We start from the raw sequence: 16,386 nt of genomic DNA, 5'->3' as shown, positions 1-16,386 counted from the left end.
AGGTGCCGGACCGGCCCGGCAGCAAGGAGGCGTGCGTGGAACCGACGCGATTCCGCCGCGAGGTCGCGGGCTGGCTCGCGGACAACCTGACCGGCGAGTTCGCGCGGCTGCGGGGCCTCGGCGGGCCGGGACGCGAGCACGAGGCGTTCGACCTGCGCCTGGCCTGGGAACGCCACCTCGCCGCCGCGGGCTGGACGTGCGTCGGCTGGCCGGCGGAGTTCGGCGGCCGCGGTCTCTCCCTCGACGACCAAGTGGCGTTCCACGAGGAGTACGCGGCCTCCGGGGCCCCCGCCCGGGTCAACCACATCGGCGAACAGCTGCTCGGCCCGACGCTCATCGCCTTCGGCACGCCGGAGCAGCGACAACGGTTCCTGCCCAAGATCGTCGGCGTCGAAGAACTCTGGTGCCAGGGCTACTCCGAGCCCGGTGCCGGTTCGGACCTGGCCGCCGTCTCGACGTCGGCGGTCCTGCGCGACGGCGAATGGGTCGTCAACGGCCAGAAGATCTGGACGTCCCTCGCACATGTGGCCGACTGGTGCTTCGTCGTGGCCCGCACCGAACCGGGGTCACAACGCCACCACGGGCTGTCGTACCTGCTGGTGCCGCTGCGCCAGGACGGCGTGACCGTGCGGCCGATCCAGCAGCTGACCGGCACGTCGGAGTTCAACGAAGTCTTCTTCGACGACGCCCGCACGCCCGCCGACCGGGTCGTCGGCGAGCCCGGCGAGGGCTGGAAGATCGCCATGGCCACGCTCGGCTTCGAACGCGGGGTTTCCACGCTGGGCCAGCAGATCGGCTTCCGCCGCGAACTCGACGACATCACCGCCGAGGCGAAACGGCTCGGCACCTACGACGACCCGCTGCTGCGCGCCGACCTCACCCGCGCCCGCCTCGGCCTGCGCGTCCTGCGCGCCCACGCCCTGCGGACGCTGGGCCGCCCGGCCGGACCGGAGGTCGCGGTCGGCAAGCTCCTGTGGGCCCAGTGGCACCGCGGGCTCGGCGAACTCGCCATGCGCGCCCGCGGCGCGCGTTCCTTGGTCGCCGAGGGGGCCGAACTGGACGACGCCCAGCGGCTCTACCTGTTCACCCGCGCCGACACCATCTACGGCGGGTCGGACGAAATCGAGCGGAACATCATCGCCGAGCGCGTGCTCGGCCTGCCGAGGGAGGCCCGCCCGTGATCCCGCAGTACCCACCTGGCCACGACCTGTTGTCCGGCAAGGTCGTCGTGGTCACCGCGGCGGCCGGCACCGGCATCGGTTCGGCTGTCGCGCGACGCTGCCTCGAAGAAGGCGCGAGCGTCGTCATCTCCGACTGGCACGAACGGCGGCTGGGCGAGAAGGCCGCCGAACTGGCCGAGCTGGGCAAGGTGCACGCCCTCCGCTGCGACGTCACGAAGGAAGACCAGGTCCAGGCGCTGATCGACGGCGCCGTCGGCCACTTCGGACGCCTGGACGTCATGGTCAACAACGCCGGGCTGGGCGGCACGAAATCGGTCCTGGACATGACCGACGACGAGTGGTCCCGCGTCCTCGACATCACCCTCACCGGCACTTTTCGCTGCACTCGCGCGGCGCTGAAGCAGTTCGTCGCCCAAGGCGGCGGAGGCGCGATCGTCAACAACGCCTCGGTGATCGGCTGGCGCGCCCAGGCCGGTCAGGCCCATTACGCCGCCGCCAAAGCCGGGGTCATGGCGCTGACGCGGTGTTCGGCCCTCGACGCCGCCGAGCACCACGTCCGCGTCAACGCCGTCGCGCCGAGCCTGGCCATGCACCCGTTCCTGGCCAAGGTGACCAGCGACGAACTCCTCGACGACCTCACGAAACGCGAGGCGTTCGGCCGCGCGGCCGAACCGTGGGAGGTCGCCAACGTCATGGTCTTCCTCGCCAGCGACTACGCGAGCTACCTCACCGGCGAAGTCGTCTCCGTCAGCAGCCAGCACCCCTAGGAGCTCCCGTGCCCGAAGCCTTCCTCCTCGACGCCGTCCGCACCCCGGTCGGCCGGCGCGGCGGCGCGCTGTCCGGGTGGCACTCCGCCGACCTCGGCGCACACGTCATCCGGGCGGTCGTCGAACGCGCCGGCGTCGACCCGGACCTCGTCGACGACGTCATCCTCGGCTGCACCGACACCCTCGGCCCGCAGTCGGGCAACATCGCGCGCACGGCGTGGCTTGCGGCCGGCTACCCGGACCACGTGCCCGGCGTGACGGTCGACCGGCAGTGCGGGTCGAGCCAGCAGGCGGTGCACTTCGCCGCGCAGGCCGTCATGTCCGGGACGCAGGATCTGGTGCTGGCGGGCGGGGTGCAGAACATGAGCCGCATCCCGATCAGCGCGGCGATGCTGGCCGGGCGCGAATACGGCTTCGACGACCCGTTCTCCGGCTCGAAGGGCTGGCAGGAGCGCTACGGCAGCGTCGAAGTGTCGCAGTTCCGCAGCGCCGACATGATCGCCGAACACTGGGACATCAGCCGGGAGGCCATGGAGGAGTACGCGTTCCGCAGCCACCAGCGGGCCCTCGCGGCCATCGATTCCGGGCGGTTCGACGCGGAGATCGCGCCGGTCGACGACTTCCGGCACGACGAAGGGCCGCGCCGGGACACCTCGCTGGAGCGGATGCGCGGCTTGAAGCCGTTGAGCGAGGGATCCCGCCTGACGGCGGCGGTGGCCAGTCAGATCTCCGACGGCGCCAGCGCGGCGCTGCTCGCCTCGGCAGCGTTCGTCGAGGAACACGGCCTGACGCCGAGGGCCCGCATCCACCACCTGTCGGTGCGCGCGGCGGACCCGGTGTGGATGCTGACGGGCCCGATCCCGGCGACGTCCCACGCGCTGCGTCGCGCGGGGCTCACCATCGAGGACATCGACCTGTTCGAGGTCAACGAGGCGTTCGCCAGCGTCGTGCTGGCGTGGCTGGACGAAACGGGCGCGGACCCGGCGCGGGTCAACGTCAACGGCGGCGGCATCGCCCTCGGTCACCCGATCGGGGCGACCGGCACGAAGCTCCTCGCGACCCTTCTGCACGAGCTGGAGCGCCGCGAGGGGCGCTACGGCCTGCAGACGATGTGCGAAGGCGGCGGCACCGCCAACGTCACCATCATCGAACGCCTGTCCTGAGCCGTCCGGATGCGGCCACTGGCCGGGGTCGACCGTGTCCCCGAGCGGAGAAGTGGATCTACGGTCGAGCCGAATCCGACGATGCGCGGCGGCACGGGAACGGCGTCCGCCGATCCCGACGACTGCAAGGTCACGCATCCCGAGGCGAGGAGCGCCGCGGCGTCCAAGTGGGCCATCGACTACGACCGCACGGGGCCGTGGGTCCGCGTAGGGAAGACCAGCACGGCGGTCTGCAACGTCTACAAAGGCGACAAGGCCGTGAAGTCGACGGTCGAAGTGCACTGAGCCGTCCCGGTTCGCCCGGCCGGCAGTGCCGGCCGGGCGGACTTCGGGCTCAGCCCAGGGCGCGCAGCTTCGGGAGCACGTCCTCGGAGAACTGGCTCAGGAAGCGCTCCTGGTCGTGGCCCGGGCCGTGGAAGACGAGGTGGTTCAGGCCCGCGTCGAGGTACGGCTTGATCTGCGCCACGGCCTCGTCCGGGTCGGACGCCACGATCCAGCGCTTGGCGACCTGGTCGATCGGCAGCTCGTCGGCCAGCCGTTCCATCTCCTCGGCCGAGGACACGCTGTGCTTCTGCTCCGCCGACAGCGACAGCGGCGCCCAGAACCGGGTGTTCTCCAGGGCCTTCTCGTGGTCGCGGTCGTAGGACAGCTTGATCTCGATCGTCCGGTCGACGTCCTCGAGGGACTTCCCGGCCGCCTCCGCGCCTTCCTTCACCGCGGGCATCAGCTTCTCGGTGTAGAGGTCCATGCCCTTGCCCGAGGTGCAGATGAACCCGTCACCCGCGCGGCCCGCGTACTTGGCCACCACCGGGCCGCCCGCGGCGACGTACACCGGCACCGGCTGCTCCGGCCGGTCGTAGATCTTGGCGTCGACCAGCTGGTAGTAGTCACCCTTGAAGTTCACGTTGTCGCTGGTCCACAGCTCGCGGATCAGCTTGATCGACTCGCGCAGGCGGGCGAAGCGCTCCTTGAACTCCGGCCATTCGCGCCCGGAGACGGCGATCTCGTTCAGCGCCTCACCCGTGCCGACGCCGAGGATCACGCGGCCGTTCGACAGCAGCGACATGGTCGCAAACGCCTGGGCGATCACGGCCGGGTTGTACCGGAACGTCGGGGTCAGCACGCTCGTGCCGATCTGCACCCGCTTCGTGCGCTCGGCGACCGCCGGCATCCACGCCAGCGCCCACGGCGCGTGGCCGCCCTCGTGGCGCCACGGCAGGAAGTGGTCCGACACCCAGACCGAGTCGAGGCCGACCTCTTCGGCACGCACCGCGTACTCGACCAGGTCCCGCGGCCCGAACTGCTCCGCCGACGCCTTGTATCCGACCTTGAGCGCCACGCTGACTCATCCTCCCGTTTGCCGGCCAAGACGGTGGAGTATCTCACCTGCCTCGGCCACTGTGCCCTCGACGATCCCGGCCACCGTGGGCAGGTCGTGGATCATGCCCACCACCTGTCCCGACGCTAGCACTCCCGCGTCCGTCCGGCCCTCGACCAGCCCCGCCCGCAACAGCATCGGGGTGTTGGCCGCCATGACCAGCTGACTCCAGGTCAGATCGTTGCCGTGCTTCATCGCAAGGCCTTCTTTGACCATGGCAACCGGGGACAGTCCGGTGATATTCCGGAACCGGAGAGCGTTGCGCGCGGCCTGCGCCAGGCCGCGGACCCGGCCGGTCCGTTCGAGCTTCTCGACGAGGTCGGTGCGCAGCACGCGGTGCGGCAGGCCGTCGACGCGGCGGGTGACGACCGTCCCGGTGAGCCCCTGCTCGAGGTAGACGCGCTTGACGTCGTCGGGGACCGTGCTCTCCTTGCTGAGCAGGAACCGCGTGCCCATCGCGACGCCCGCCGCGCCGTAGGCCAGCGCGGCGGCCAGGCCGCGGCCGTCGAAGAAGCCGCCGGCGGCGACGACCGGGATGTCGACGGCGTCCAGCACCGACGGCAGCAGCAGCGTGGTCGCCACTCCCCCGGTGTGCCCGCCGCCTTCGCCGCCCTGGACGATGACGGCGTCCGCACCCCAGGCGGCGACCTTCTCGGCGTGCCGCGCGGCGCCGATCGACGGGATCACGACGATCCCGTGGTCCCGCAGCTTCGCGATCATCTCCTTGCGCGGCGCGAGCGCGAACGACGCCACCTTGACGCCTTCGCGGATCAGCAGGTCGACGCGGTCGCCGGCGTCGGCCGCGTCGGCACGCAGGTTGACGCCGAACGGCTTTTCCGTGCGCTTCTTGACTTCGGTGATCGCGGCTTCCAGCTCGGCGAAGGTCATCGTGGCCGAAGCGAGGATGCCGAGCGCGCCCGCCTCGGCGGTCGCCGAGACGAGCCGCGGCCCGGCGACCCAGCCCATCCCGGTCTGCACGACCGGGTGCTCGACGCCGACGAGCTCGGTCAGCGCGGTCTTCACGCCGGGACTTCCTTGTCACGCAAGCTCTTCGGGTCGACGACCTCGCGGATGAGCCGCAGCTCTTCGCCCGTCGGTTCGCGGCTGGTCTCGACGCCGGAGAAGTCGATTTCGAACGTCGTCGCCGCCACGACCTCGTCCCGGGTCACGCCGGGGTGCAGCGACACCGCCCGCATCGCGTGGTCGGCGCCCCCGAAGTCGAACACGCCGAGGTTCGAGACGACCCGGTGGACGTCGTGGTACCTCTGCGCCGACGGCCCGGCTTTGGCCGCGTTGTCGTAGCCGACGCCGGACACGACGTCCACAGTGTCCACGAACACCCGCGAAGAGTGCCGCGGAACCCAGTAGCTGGTGCGGTGGTTGACCGTGTTGCCCGGCGCGCCGCGCACGCCGAGCAGCTGCTTCTTCGGCCGGGCGTGGTCGCCGATGGCGGAGATGTTCTGGTTGCCGTACCGGTCGATCTGGTTGGCGCCCATCACGACGTGCCGGCGGCCGTGCGGGACGATCGTGTCGAGCATCTTGCGGAACGGCTGCCAGCCCTCGACCACGCCGTCGGTCGTCACGAGGTAGGCCTCGCCGTCGGACATCAGCAGGTCCGGTTCGAACGTCAGCCGCGCGAGCTTGGCACCCAGCTGCGGGACCAGACCCATCGGGCTGACCACGATCTCGCCGTCGCCGCGGAACACCTCGGCCATCGCCACGACGACGATCTCGGCCCGGGTCACGCTCATGCCGCCTCCGCCTCGAACTTGTCCACTTCGGACAGGTAGGTGCGCTCGTCGCCGGACAGGAACCGGTCCGCGAACCCCGGCCACGCGTCGAGGTCCTTGGCGCAGGCCGCGTAGTGGCGCTGGAACCGTTCGTCCCGGCCGTAGTCCGGCACCGCCGTGGTGAAGTGCGCGCCGCGCGGCGCTTCGACGACGCCGTCGACCGCGCTTCGGTTGAGCAGCAGCGACTGCACCGGCCCGCCCGCCGTCAGCTCGGTCGTGTCGACGACTTTTTCCACCGACACGAACCGCCGGTCCGCGGCCAGGCAGAAGAGGTCGTCGAAGTACGGGTCCGGGCCGAGGTACTGGGCGTTGCCGCGGGCATCGGCGCGGTTGAGGTGCACGAGCGCGACGTCGAGATGCTGCGCGGGGACCGCGACCAGCTCCTCGCCGTCGGCGTACGGTGAGCGCACGGTCCGCAGGTCGGGGTTGGCGCGCATCACCTCCGAACCGAGGCCGGCGCGCATCGGCAGGAACGGAAGCCGTTGCGCGGCAGCGGAAAGCGCTGCGCCGAACATGCCTTCGTCGTACTCGGTGACGGCGATGGCACCGGTCTCGCGGGCGCGGCCGAACCACGGGTCGAACGGGATCGAATCGAGCGTCACGAACCCGAAGACCACACGCTTGACCTTGCCCGCCGCGCAGAGCAACCCGACGTCGGGGCCGCCGTAGGACACCACGGTCAAATCGCGTACGCGCGTCCGGAGGATCGCGCGGACCAGCGCCATCGGCTTGCGCCGCGATCCCCAGCCGCCGATCCCGATCGTCATGCCGTCCTTCAGCTCGGCCGCCACCTCGTCGGCGGTCGTGCGCTTATCGGCCATTCAAGAACTCCTCGCGGGCTTCGTCGGACGCGCCGAGCAGGTTGAGCTCGAAGGTGAAGCCCTGCTCGAACCGGTAGCTGCGGTGCACCTGCTGGGTGTCGATGCCGTTCAGAGCTTCTTTGGCCGCCCGGATGACCCGCGGGTCCTTCTTCGCGATGTCCCGGGCGACGGCCAGCGCGGCGTCGTCCAGCTCGGCGCGCGGGACGACCCGGTAGACCGAGCCGTGTGCGTGCAGCTCGGCGGCGGTGATGGTGCGGGCGGTGAAGTAGAGGGTGCGCATGAGGTGCTGCGGCACGAGCCGGGCCAGGTGGGTCGCGGCGCCGAGCGCGCCGCGTTCGACCTCGGGGACGCCGAAGGTGGCGTCGTCGGACGCCACGATCACGTCGGCGTTGCCGACCAGGCCGATCCCGCCGCCGAGGCAGAACCCGTGCACCGCGGCGACAACCGGCACCGCGCAGTCGTAGACGGCGCCGAAAGCCGCGTAGCAGCCCCGGTTCGCGCCGACGAGCGCGTCATACCCTTCGCTGCGCTGGATCTCCTTGATGTCGACCCCCGCGTTGAACCCGCGGCCTTCCGCTCGGAGGATCACGACGTGCACGTCGGGGTCGCGGCCCGCCTGCGTGATCGCGTCGGCGAGGTCGAACCAGCCCTGCACGGGCAGCGCGTTCACCGGCGGGAAGTCGACCGTGACGGTCTCGACGTGCGCGTCGCGTTTGGTGAGGATGCCCATCAGCTCGCTCCGTAGACGGGTTCGGGCTCGGGCGCGCGCTCGAGCAGGTCCTTCACCACCGGGCCGAGTTCGGCCGGGTCCCACCGGCCGCCCTTGTCCACGGCCGGGCCGTGCCGCCACGCCTGGGCGACCGACACCTTGCCGCCTTCGACCTCGAAGACCCGTCCGGTGACGTACGCGGACTCCTCGCTGCCGAGCCAGACGACCAGCGGCGAGACGTTCTCCGGCGCCATCGCGTCGAACCCTTCGTCCGGCCGTGCCATCGTCGCGAAGACCGCCTCGGTCATCCGGGTCCGCGCGGCCGGCGCGATCGCGTTCACCGTCACGCCGTAGCGCGCCAGCTCGGCCGCCGCCACGACGGTCAGCCCGGCGATACCCGCCTTCGCCGCCGAGTAGTTGCCCTGGCCGACGCTGCCGAGCAGACCCGCGCCGGAGCTCGTGTTGATCACCCGGGCTTGCGGTGTCCGCCCGGCTTTGGCTTCAGCGCGCCAGTGCTCGGCGGCGTGCCTCAGGGGCGCGAAGTGTCCCTTGAGGTGGACGCGGACGACCGCGTCCCACTCGTCTTCGCCGAGGTTGACCAGCATCCGGTCGCGGACGAACCCGGCGTTGTTGACCAGCACGTCGAGGCGGCCGAAGTGCGTCACGGCGGTGTCGACGAGGGTCTTGGCCCCGGCCCAGTCGGCGACGTCGGAGGTGTGGGCCAGGGCTTTCCCGCCCAGGGCTTCGATCTCGGCGACGACTCCGGCGGTCGCGTCGCCGTCCACGTCGTTCACCACCACCGGCGCGCCTTCGGCGGCGAAGGCGAGGGCGTGCGCCCGTCCGATGCCGCGGCCGGCGCCGGTCACCACGACCACCCGGTCCTGGCACAACCCGCTCACGAATCCTCCCGTTGGTTGACGTCGGCCGCGGCGAGGAACGCCGGGACCTCTCCCCCGCCGTGCACGAGCAAGGTCGCGCCGGAGACGTAGGAAGCCAGGCCGGAGGCCAGGAAAGCGGCGCAGGCGCCCACTTCCGCCGGCTCGGCCAGCCGCCCCAGCGGCACGGTCTTGCCGACCGCTTCGACGGCGGCCTCGCTGCCGTAGTGCAGGTGGGCCTGTTCGGTGCGCACCATGCCGACGTCGAGGGCGTTGACCCGCACCTTCGGCGCCCACTCGACGGCGAGGCTGGCGGTGAGGTTGCCGAGCCCGGCCTTGGCGGCCCCGTAGGCGGCGGTCCCGGGCGACGCGCGCGTGCCGCTGACGCTGGAGATCATCACGATCGAGCCACCGGCGCTCTGCTGTTGCATGACGGCGTTGGCGTGCTGCGAGACCAGGAGCGGGGCCAGCAGGTTGAGCTGGACGACCTTGTCGTGCAGCCGCGGGGAAGCGGTGGCGGCCGGCGCGTAGGGGGCCCCGCCGGCGTTGTTGACGACGACGTCGAGACGGCCGTGGTTCTCGACGATCCCGTCGATGAGCGCCTTGACCTGGGTTTCGTCCCGGACGTCACAGGGGACGAACTCGGCGTCGGTGGCGGCTTCGCGCCGGGCGCAGGTGACCACGTGGGCGCCGTGGGCGAGGAACACGTCGGTGATGCCCCGGCCCACCCCGCGGACGCCGCCGGTCACCAGCACGACGGCGCCGGACAGGCCCAGATCGGTCTTCACTCCCCAAAACTAGAACACGTTCCAACTTTGGGCAAGGTCGGTGGACCCGGCCGGGATCATGGACGCATGGACGAAGGCCGCTCGTCGCCGGGGCATCGACCCCGAAGCCGCGACCGTCACGACGGGCGACGGGCCGGGCCGCGCGGAGCACCCGGCCCCGGCTGGCGACGGCTGCGCTGGGCGGAACCGACCGAGCGCACCGGTCACTCCCGAGGCACAGTTGCCCGGTCACCGGTGCTTCCCGTCGGCCAAGAAGGACGGCAGCTGGCCGCTCGGCAGCATCCCGCCCACCGAGGGCAGCCTCGACCGCGAGACCTGGACGCGGCTGATCCAGTCCTCGCCGAACACAGTCCCGCCGGCCCGGACACGTCCTACAGCCCGGCCTTGTTCGGGTTCCTCGACCTCGAGACCCTCGTGGTGCGCGCCGGCCGTCTCGGCGACGCCAAAGCCCTCTACGACGATCTCGAAGTCGGCTTCAGTCCCTCGAACCTCTGGCCCGTCGACCGCTCGTGGTGCCTGGGCACCGACTACGACCTGTGGGGCACCAAGGTCGCCGGTCCGGCCGCCTTGATCGAGACTCTCCTGAGCGACCCCGAACTCGAAGCCGTGAGACTCGACCCGAACTAGAACGCGTTACGACTCGCGCTTGGCGGCGTCGTACTCCGCGTTGGCCGCCATCACCTCGGGCATCTGCCCCTCGACGTCCTCGATCAGCGCCAGCAGCAGCGCCGCCGTGCGGCGGCCGCGGGGGGTCAGGCTGTACTCCACCTTCGGCGGGATCGTCGGCTGCGCCTCGCGGTGGACGAACCCGTCGCGCTCCAGCGCCTGCAGCGTCTGGGCGAGCATCTTCTCGCTGACCCCGGACACCCGCCGGCGCAGGGCGTTGAACCGGAGCGTGCCGTCGTGGAGGGCGGCCATCGCCAGGATCCCCCACCGGCCGGTGATGTGCTCGAGCGTCGCCCGGGACGTGCACGCCTGCGCGAACACGTCGAACAGCACCTGCCCGTGCTCGTCCAGCCACTCCGGCGCCTCGCTCATGCCGTCCACGGTACCTCGCCCGACCGGGAAACCCAGGTGAGGATGCTCACCAAAAGTTTGCACTTTCGAAAAGTTAGTACACTCTGTCGGTAAGCAATCCAACAGCGAGGAGCAGCAGATGATCGTCGTCACCGGTGCCACCGGCCAGCTCGGCCGCCTGGTCGTGGAAGGCCTGCTGAAGAAGGTCGCACCCGGCGAGGTCGTCGCCGCCGTGCGCGATCCCGCGAAGGCCGCCGAGTTCGCCGCGCGCGGCGTGCAGGTGCGGCGGGCCGACTACGACGACCCGGCGAGCCTCGTCGCGGCCTTCGCCGGGGCGGACAAGGTGCTGCTCATTTCGAGCAGCACGCCCGGGCAGCGGCTGGCCCAGCACGAAGCCGTCGTCGCGGCCGCGCGCGAGGCCGGGGTCGGTCACCTCGCCTACACGAGCGTCCTGGCCGCCGACACGACGAAGCTGTTCGTCGCGCCGGACCACAAGGCCACCGAGGAGGCCATCCGCGCGTCGGGCCTGCCGTTCACCTTCCTGCGCAACGGCTGGTACACCGAGAACTACGCGCAGACGATCGCCCAGGCGCTCGCCGTCGGGTCCTTCGTGGGCAGCGCCGGCGAGGGCAAGCTGGGCGGCGTCCCGCGGATCGACTTCGCGGAGGCGGCCGTCGAGGTCCTGACCGGCGAAGGCCACGAGGGCAAGGTGTACGAGCTGGCCGGCGACGAGCCGTGGAGCTACGCCGACCTCGCCGCCGCCGTGACGGCCGCGGCGGGCAAGCCGGTCACCTACCAGGACCTGCCCGGCGAGCAGTACCGGAAGGTGCTCGTCGGCGCCGGGCTGCCCGAGCCGGTCGCGGCCATGCTGGCCGACGCCGACCGCGGCATCGCCGAGGGCGAACTGGCGTCGGACTCCGGCGACCTGCGCCGCCTGATCGGCCGGCCGACGACGCCGCTCGCGGAGGCCGTCACCGCCCTGGTCAAGGGCTGAGGTCCGGCCCCGGGGACCGGAGAGCCGAGGCGCGCAAGGCCGCCTGCATCGCGAACCGGGCCCCGGGGTCCTCCAGGCGCTCGCCGAACGCCTCCCGCAGCTGGCGCACGCGGTACCGGACCGTTTGCGGGTGGACCGACAGGTTCACCGCGATCTTCTCCGAGTTCCCGCCGTTTTCCAGCCACGACAGCAAAGTCTCGCTCAGCCGGCGGCGCGTGCGGTCCGGGAACCGGGCCAGCGGGGCCAGTTCCCGGCGGGCCACCTGGTCCGCCAGGGCCGGGTCGCTGAGCAGCCACAGCTCCGTCAGGTGCTTCGCGCACCACGTCACCGGGGCGTCCGGCAGCGCGCCTTCGCCCACCAGCCGCAGCGTCGCCCGCGCCCAGCGCAGGGACTGCGCCGACGCCGACGGCGGAACCGGCGGGCCCACCGCGGCCCGGACGCCGAGGGCGGCGAGCCACCGCTCGTCCACCGGCGCCGGCACCACCAGACAGGGGTGCGGCGGTTCGAGGTCGGCCAGGGCCTCGGGCCCCCAGCACGGTTCCACCGGTGCTTCGAGGACCACGACGGCCACCTCGGCGGGCACCGGCCAGCCGGCCGCCGTCGCGAGCTCGGCCACGACCGCGTCCGTCGGCGCGACCGGGCCGGTGATCAGGCGCAGCAGGCGACGGCGCAGGCTCGCCCGCGTGCCGCCGAGCTCCGCCTCCGCCTCGCGGTGCCCGCGGATCGACATCCGCGCCAAGTCGTCCGCGTAGGCGAACAGCATCTCCGCCAAGCGCGCCATCACCGCCGACGACAGCTGTTCCCGGCGGCCCAGGCGCATGATCCAGCGCCAGCCGGCGCGGGTGCCGATGCGGTACGCCGTCTGCAGGTCGTCCAGGCTCCGGCCCTCGTACGCCTCGCCCGCGCCGAGCCGGCGGCACGTCTCGTACAGCCGGTCCCGCGGCGCCAGCGGGTCCTCGACCAGGTCGACGAAGAGGACCACCGCGCACTCGACGCCGTGGCGGGTCACGCGGCCGTGCCCGGCGTACACCGGGACGGCCTGCCACACCTCCCGGACGATCCACTCCACCAGCGCCGGGATCGCCGGGCGCATGAGCGCGGCCAGCTCCGCGCGTCCGGAAACCTCGTGCGCCACCGGGACTTGCTGCCGAGCTCGGTCGCCGGACACCGGGCTCCCTTCGCGGGGCGGGTCAGCTTTACCGAGCGGTAAAGCAGCGAGACCGTAGAGTACACCTCCATGAGCAGGCCGCGGTCCCCTGATCGATCCAGCACGCGCCGGAGCCCGGCCGCCCGGCCCACCGACGGCGAGCTGCTCGACGCCGCCCGCGCGGTGTTCGCCGAACGCGGGTACGCCCAGGCCACCATGGACCTGATCGCCGCCCGCGCCGACTCCACGAAACCCACTCTCTACGCGCATTTCGGCGACAAAGCGGCGCTGTTCCGCGCCACCGTGAGCCGCGAAGTCGCCGTGCTGCGGAACTGGGTCCTCACCGCCTACGAAACCGCGAGCGCGAGCCCGCTCGAAGACCGCGTCCGGCTCGCCGTGATGGCCATGTTCCGCTACGCCGGCGCGCACCCGGACAGCTTCCGGATGCTGTACGACTCCGCCGTAGACGAGATGTCGAACGAGCGCCGCGCGCTCGCCGACACCGTCACCAAGCACGTCGTCGACCGCGTCCGGGAGCACCTGCTCGCCCACGGCCGCACGCCCGGGCCCGGCGCGGACCTGCTGGCCGCGATGATGGTCGGCCTCGTCGGCCGGGCCGCGATGCACGTCTCCCACTCCCCCGGCGTCGACCCGATCGCGGCGGGCGAGCTGGCCACCGGGTTCGTGATGGCCGCCCTGCGCGGGCTCGACCCCGCCCTGCTGGACCACGTCGACGCCGGGCGGCCGTGCGCCACCTGAGCGTCCACACGGGACTGTTTGTCACCGGCTGAACAATTCCGCCCGGAAATTCGTCGACCCCCTTGCCTTTCCCCGCATTTCGAGAAAGCGTTTGCGGATATTCCGGTTTTCCCGCAGAAGTGGGGTCAGTCATGATTCGTCTGCTTTCCGCCGTCGCCGCGGCCGGCCTCGCCGCCGCTGGGCTCGCCTTGGCCACCGCGCCCGCGGCGTCCGCCGCGGCGTGCACCGACGTCGACGTGCCGGTCGCCCGCGGCACGTTCGAACCCGGCACGCTCGGCCTCATCGTCGGCGACCCCGTGTACCAGGCCGTGCAGAACCAGCTGCGGCCGCGTTCGGTGAGCGGCTACCGGGTCGACTACCCGGCCGACCTCGGCAAACCCGCGTCCGTGCAGAAGGGCAACACCGACCTGGTGAACCACGTGAAGGAGCAGGCCGCGGCCTGCCCGCAGCAGCGGTTCGTGCTGGTCGGCTACTCCCAGGGCGCCAACGTCGTCGACAACTCGATCGGCGTCAGCAGCGACGGCGCGGTCGTCGGCGGCCCGATCGTCGCGACCATCCCGGCGGAGCTGGCCCCGCGGGTCGCGGCCGTGCTGCTGTTCGGCAACCCGATCCGGGCGATCGGCCGTCAGGTCACCGGGACCTACCAGAGCCGCACCAAGGACTACTGCGCCGACGGCGACCCGATCTGCCAGCCCGGCGGCGCGAACTTCCTGGCCCACTTGAGCTATGGCGGCGACGCCTCCGACGCCGCCGCCTTCGCCGCGGGCGAGCTCTGACGGCTCAGCAGTTGGCCGGGGCCGGCTCACCGTTGAAGCGCTTGACGATCCACTGGTGGGCATCGGCGTTCCCGGCGAGGATTCCGGTGGCGTGGTCGGAAACGTAGGTCTGCCACTGTTCCCGCACCCCGGCCGCGCAGTACGCCCGGTGCAGCGCCTCCGCCTGCGGGGTGTTGACGATCTCGTCGGTGCTCGCGTGGTACTGGAACACCGGCACCCGCGGCGGGTTCGCGCCCAGCTTGTTCTGCGCCAGCCGCGCCTGCCACTCGGGCGTGGCCAGCGGGTTCGACGTCGTGTAGTCGCTGATCTTCTTGAACGAGTAGTTCAGCAGGAGTTCGGCGACGCACGCGTTCTTCTTCGCGTCGTTCAGCTGCTGCCGCCCGGTGTCGTTGAGGAACGAATCGAGCTGCAGCTCCGGGTACGCGGCGTCGAGCCCGACCGCGGCGAACGCGAGGAACCCGAACCCGACGTACCCGTCGAGTCCTTTCGCGACCTCCGTCAGATCGGCCGGCACCCCGCCCGAGACGACGCCGACGACGTTCAGCTCCGGCGCGTACGCGGGCGCCTTCTCCCCCGCCCACATCGATGCGCCGCCACCCTGGGAGTACCCTTGGAAGATCACCTTGGCGGTCTTGGCCAGCTTGGCGGCCGGGAGGTTCTGCGCCGCCCGCACCGAGTCGATCACGGCCGGTCCTTCGGACTGCCCGGTGATGTACGTCGGCGTGGTCGCCGGCGAATAGCCCTCGTAGTCGGTCACCGCGACGGCGTACCCGCTGGACAGCGAGTCGTTGATGGCCGGCTGGTCGTAGAGCGTCCCGCGTTCCATCGCCTTCGACGCCGTGCACTTGAACGCCGGGCCCTGCGTGCCGACGGCGTACCCGACGATCGGAGCGGCAGCCGGGTCCTTGCCCTTCGGCACCAGGATCGTGCCGGTCACCGCGTCCGGCCGGCCCAGCGCGTTGGTCGAGAGGTACATGACCTGCCAGGCGTCGGCGTTGGCGGCGTTCAGCAGCGGCACCGACGGGCGCCACCGCAGGACGTCCCCGGGTTTGCCGGCCGGCAGGGGCGACGGCGGGGTGTAGAACGAGTCGTCGAACGGGCCGGGCAGGATCGGCGCCGCGGCGGCACCGGCCGGCGGGCTGGCGGCCACGACCCCCAGCGCCGCCAGGGAGACGCCCAGGAGCGCGGACAGCACGCGTCGCAAATGGACAGACTTCACCACAACCTCCATCGGGGAAAAGGGAATATGCTCAGGCGGGGAGTCCGAGCGCGCCGGCCAGGACCGGCCACGAGTTGTGCAGGGCCCGCTCCCAGTACGGCCAGCTGTGCGTGCCCGGCCCGTAGTAGTCGACCGTCGCCGGGATGCCGGCTTGGCGCAGCTTGTCGGTGAAGCTCTGCGAAGACAGCAACGCCGACGGTTCGAGCACGTCGGACTGGCCGGGCGGGTCGAGCGGCCCGGTCTGCCCGTTGCCGCAGGAGATGTAGAGCGCCGTGCCGCGCAGGTCCTGGACGTGGTCGTAGGGGTTGTGCGACGACCAGATCGGCTGCATCCCGAAGGAGTCGCCCCACAGGTTCAGGTAGTTGAAGATCCCGGCGCGGGCGAGGATGCCGATGATCCAGATCGGGATGCCCGGGTAGAGCGTGTTCGGCACACCGGAGTACGACGCCGCGGCGGCGAACATCCCCTTGTGCTGGAACGCGTACGCCATCGCGCCGTAGCCGCCGATCGACAGGCCGGCGACCGCGCGCCGCGTGCCGCCGTGGTAGCCGCGTTCGACGATCTGGCGGACTTCGGCGGTGTGGAACGTGTCCCAGTCGGGTTTGGCCGACAGCCCGAAGTTCCACCACTTCGTGTACATCCCGGCCGGGCCGTCGGTCGGCATCACGACGAGGGCGTCCTTGGCCGCGGTGAACGCCTTGACGTCGGTGAACTGGTCCCACGACTTGTAGTCGACCGGCTCGCAGCAGCCGTGCAGCAGGAACAGCACCGGCCAGGTCCGCGTCGGCTGGGCGGCCCAGCCGGACGGCACGATCAGCCGGACCATCCCCGTGGTGCCCAGGGCCGGGGAGTCGACCTTCAGGTCGACGGTCCGGGCGTCGAGCCAGGTCTCCTGGACGACCTTCGCGCCGTCGTCGGCCACGGCGGAGCTCGCCTGGGCGGCGGTGACGCCACTGGCGACCAGGACCACGACGGCCAGCATCAGCAGGGTGGCTCTCATCG

The 16,386-nt window shown here is 71.6% G+C and carries 19 protein-coding genes; 8 read left to right on the top strand and 11 right to left on the bottom strand.

What is annotated here, in order from left to right:
* The first annotated feature begins 35 nt into the window (after nt 1–35).
* The 4 genes from ACZ7OH_RS39210 (at nt 36) to ACZ7OH_RS39195 (ending at nt 3,396) form a co-directional block, all read left to right on the top strand.
* On the top strand, nt 36–1,181 hold the full coding sequence (locus ACZ7OH_RS39210) for an acyl-CoA dehydrogenase family protein (protein WP_470285527.1): 1,146 nt from the start codon (nt 36–38) through the stop codon (nt 1,179–1,181).
* Nucleotides 1,178–1,948, top strand: a complete 771-nt coding sequence (locus tag ACZ7OH_RS39205) for an SDR family oxidoreductase (RefSeq protein WP_470285526.1) — start codon at nt 1,178–1,180, stop codon at nt 1,946–1,948. The genes ACZ7OH_RS39210 and ACZ7OH_RS39205 overlap by 4 nt, the downstream gene beginning before the upstream one ends.
* An 8-nt stretch (nt 1,949–1,956) precedes the next feature.
* A complete protein-coding gene (locus ACZ7OH_RS39200; RefSeq protein WP_470285525.1) occupies nt 1,957–3,111 on the top strand; it encodes an acetyl-CoA C-acetyltransferase in 1,155 nt (384 codons plus the stop codon).
* Between the two features lie 81 nt (nt 3,112–3,192).
* Nucleotides 3,193–3,396 (top strand): hypothetical protein, encoded by a 204-nt coding sequence (locus ACZ7OH_RS39195; protein ID WP_470285524.1) that lies wholly within the window; start codon nt 3,193–3,195, stop codon nt 3,394–3,396.
* 49 nt (nt 3,397–3,445) lie between these two features.
* Here ACZ7OH_RS39195 and fgd read toward each other — a convergent pair whose 3' ends face one another.
* The 7 genes from fgd to ACZ7OH_RS39160 are packed head-to-tail and all read right to left on the bottom strand — an operon-like array spanning nt 3,446 to nt 9,472.
* On the bottom strand, nt 3,446–4,450 hold the full coding sequence (fgd, locus tag ACZ7OH_RS39190) for a glucose-6-phosphate dehydrogenase (coenzyme-F420) (protein WP_470285523.1): 1,005 nt from the start codon (nt 4,448–4,450) through the stop codon (nt 3,446–3,448).
* A 6-nt stretch (nt 4,451–4,456) separates the two neighbouring features.
* Nucleotides 4,457–5,512 (bottom strand): NAD(P)H-dependent flavin oxidoreductase, encoded by a 1,056-nt coding sequence (locus ACZ7OH_RS39185; protein ID WP_470285522.1) that lies wholly within the window; start codon nt 5,510–5,512, stop codon nt 4,457–4,459.
* Nucleotides 5,509–6,240: a CoA-transferase subunit beta gene (locus tag ACZ7OH_RS39180; protein WP_470285521.1), complete on the bottom strand. Its 732-nt coding sequence runs from the start codon at nt 6,238–6,240 to the stop codon at nt 5,509–5,511. Before ACZ7OH_RS39180 ends, ACZ7OH_RS39185 begins: the two co-directional genes overlap by 4 nt.
* Nucleotides 6,237–7,100: a CoA transferase subunit A gene (locus ACZ7OH_RS39175; RefSeq protein ID WP_470285520.1), complete on the bottom strand. Its 864-nt coding sequence runs from the start codon at nt 7,098–7,100 to the stop codon at nt 6,237–6,239. Before ACZ7OH_RS39175 ends, ACZ7OH_RS39180 begins: the two co-directional genes overlap by 4 nt.
* A complete protein-coding gene (locus tag ACZ7OH_RS39170; protein ID WP_470285519.1) occupies nt 7,090–7,830 on the bottom strand; it encodes an enoyl-CoA hydratase family protein in 741 nt (246 codons plus the stop codon). The genes ACZ7OH_RS39175 and ACZ7OH_RS39170 overlap by 11 nt, the downstream gene beginning before the upstream one ends.
* Nucleotides 7,830–8,708, bottom strand: a complete 879-nt coding sequence (locus ACZ7OH_RS39165) for an SDR family oxidoreductase (RefSeq protein ID WP_470285518.1) — start codon at nt 8,706–8,708, stop codon at nt 7,830–7,832. Before ACZ7OH_RS39165 ends, ACZ7OH_RS39170 begins: the two co-directional genes overlap by 1 nt.
* Entirely contained in the window at nt 8,705–9,472 is a 768-nt protein-coding gene (locus tag ACZ7OH_RS39160) for an SDR family oxidoreductase (protein WP_470285517.1), read from the bottom strand. The genes ACZ7OH_RS39165 and ACZ7OH_RS39160 overlap by 4 nt, the downstream gene beginning before the upstream one ends.
* 384 nt (nt 9,473–9,856) lie before the next feature.
* On the opposite strand from ACZ7OH_RS39160, the gene ACZ7OH_RS39155 reads away from it, so the two are divergent.
* A complete protein-coding gene (locus tag ACZ7OH_RS39155) occupies nt 9,857–10,099 on the top strand; it encodes a hypothetical protein (RefSeq protein ID WP_470285516.1) in 243 nt (80 codons plus the stop codon).
* A gap of 6 nt (nt 10,100–10,105) precedes the next feature.
* Here the strand turns inward: ACZ7OH_RS39155 and ACZ7OH_RS39150 are convergent, their stop codons facing one another.
* Entirely contained in the window at nt 10,106–10,510 is a 405-nt protein-coding gene (locus tag ACZ7OH_RS39150; protein WP_400892517.1) for a winged helix-turn-helix transcriptional regulator, read from the bottom strand.
* Between the two features lie 118 nt (nt 10,511–10,628).
* Between ACZ7OH_RS39150 and ACZ7OH_RS39145 the strand changes: the two genes are divergently transcribed.
* Complete coding sequence (locus ACZ7OH_RS39145) at nt 10,629–11,483, top strand: SDR family oxidoreductase (protein ID WP_470285515.1); 855 nt, start codon at nt 10,629–10,631, stop codon at nt 11,481–11,483.
* On the opposite strand, the gene ACZ7OH_RS39140 is transcribed toward ACZ7OH_RS39145, so the two are convergent.
* Nucleotides 11,473–12,651, bottom strand: coding sequence for a PucR family transcriptional regulator (locus ACZ7OH_RS39140; RefSeq protein ID WP_470285514.1), 1,179 nt, complete (start codon nt 12,649–12,651; stop codon nt 11,473–11,475). The genes ACZ7OH_RS39145 and ACZ7OH_RS39140 overlap by 11 nt on opposite strands.
* 69 nt (nt 12,652–12,720) lie before the next feature.
* Between ACZ7OH_RS39140 and ACZ7OH_RS39135 the strand changes: the two genes are divergently transcribed.
* Entirely contained in the window at nt 12,721–13,389 is a 669-nt protein-coding gene (locus tag ACZ7OH_RS39135; protein WP_470285513.1) for a TetR/AcrR family transcriptional regulator, read from the top strand.
* Between the two features lie 131 nt (nt 13,390–13,520).
* Nucleotides 13,521–14,165 (top strand): cutinase family protein, encoded by a 645-nt coding sequence (locus ACZ7OH_RS39130; RefSeq protein ID WP_470285512.1) that lies wholly within the window; start codon nt 13,521–13,523, stop codon nt 14,163–14,165.
* A gap of 4 nt (nt 14,166–14,169) precedes the next feature.
* Here ACZ7OH_RS39130 and ACZ7OH_RS39125 read toward each other — a convergent pair whose 3' ends face one another.
* Together ACZ7OH_RS39125 and ACZ7OH_RS39120 are read right to left on the bottom strand one after the other, a co-directional pair.
* The gene (locus ACZ7OH_RS39125; protein WP_470285511.1) at nt 14,170–15,384 is read right to left on the bottom strand and encodes a lipase family protein; all 1,215 of its coding nucleotides are present in this window, start codon (nt 15,382–15,384) and stop codon (nt 14,170–14,172) included.
* A 31-nt stretch (nt 15,385–15,415) separates the two neighbouring features.
* Nucleotides 15,416–16,384 carry an alpha/beta hydrolase gene (locus ACZ7OH_RS39120; protein WP_470285510.1) on the bottom strand — a complete coding sequence of 323 codons (969 nt, stop codon included), beginning with the start codon at nt 16,382–16,384 and terminating at the stop codon, nt 15,416–15,418.
* Nucleotides 16,385–16,386 lie beyond the last annotated feature (2 nt).

Source organism: Amycolatopsis sp. NPDC114478 (genome assembly GCF_055633805.1).
Note: the sequence above shows the minus strand (reverse complement) of the source record. Positions and strands in the feature narration are given on the sequence as shown.

What these genes read in the sequence shown, in the direction of transcription:
- ACZ7OH_RS39150 (WP_400892517.1), bottom strand. Translation starts at nt 10,510, where the DNA reads ATGAGCGAGGCGCCGGAGTGGCTGGACGAGCACGGGCAGGTGCTGTTC.
- ACZ7OH_RS39175 (WP_470285520.1), bottom strand. Translation starts at nt 7,100, where the DNA reads ATGGCCGATAAGCGCACGACCGCCGACGAGGTGGCGGCCGAGCTGAAG.
- ACZ7OH_RS39130 (WP_470285512.1), top strand. Translation starts at nt 13,521, where the DNA reads ATGATTCGTCTGCTTTCCGCCGTCGCCGCGGCCGGCCTCGCCGCCGCT.
- ACZ7OH_RS39135 (WP_470285513.1), top strand. Translation starts at nt 12,721, where the DNA reads ATGAGCAGGCCGCGGTCCCCTGATCGATCCAGCACGCGCCGGAGCCCG.
- ACZ7OH_RS39145 (WP_470285515.1), top strand. Translation starts at nt 10,629, where the DNA reads ATGATCGTCGTCACCGGTGCCACCGGCCAGCTCGGCCGCCTGGTCGTG.
- ACZ7OH_RS39180 (WP_470285521.1), bottom strand. Translation starts at nt 6,240, where the DNA reads ATGAGCGTGACCCGGGCCGAGATCGTCGTCGTGGCGATGGCCGAGGTG.
- ACZ7OH_RS39170 (WP_470285519.1), bottom strand. Translation starts at nt 7,830, where the DNA reads ATGGGCATCCTCACCAAACGCGACGCGCACGTCGAGACCGTCACGGTC.
- ACZ7OH_RS39195 (WP_470285524.1), top strand. Translation starts at nt 3,193, where the DNA reads ATGCGCGGCGGCACGGGAACGGCGTCCGCCGATCCCGACGACTGCAAG.
- ACZ7OH_RS39120 (WP_470285510.1), bottom strand. Translation starts at nt 16,384, where the DNA reads ATGAGAGCCACCCTGCTGATGCTGGCCGTCGTGGTCCTGGTCGCCAGT.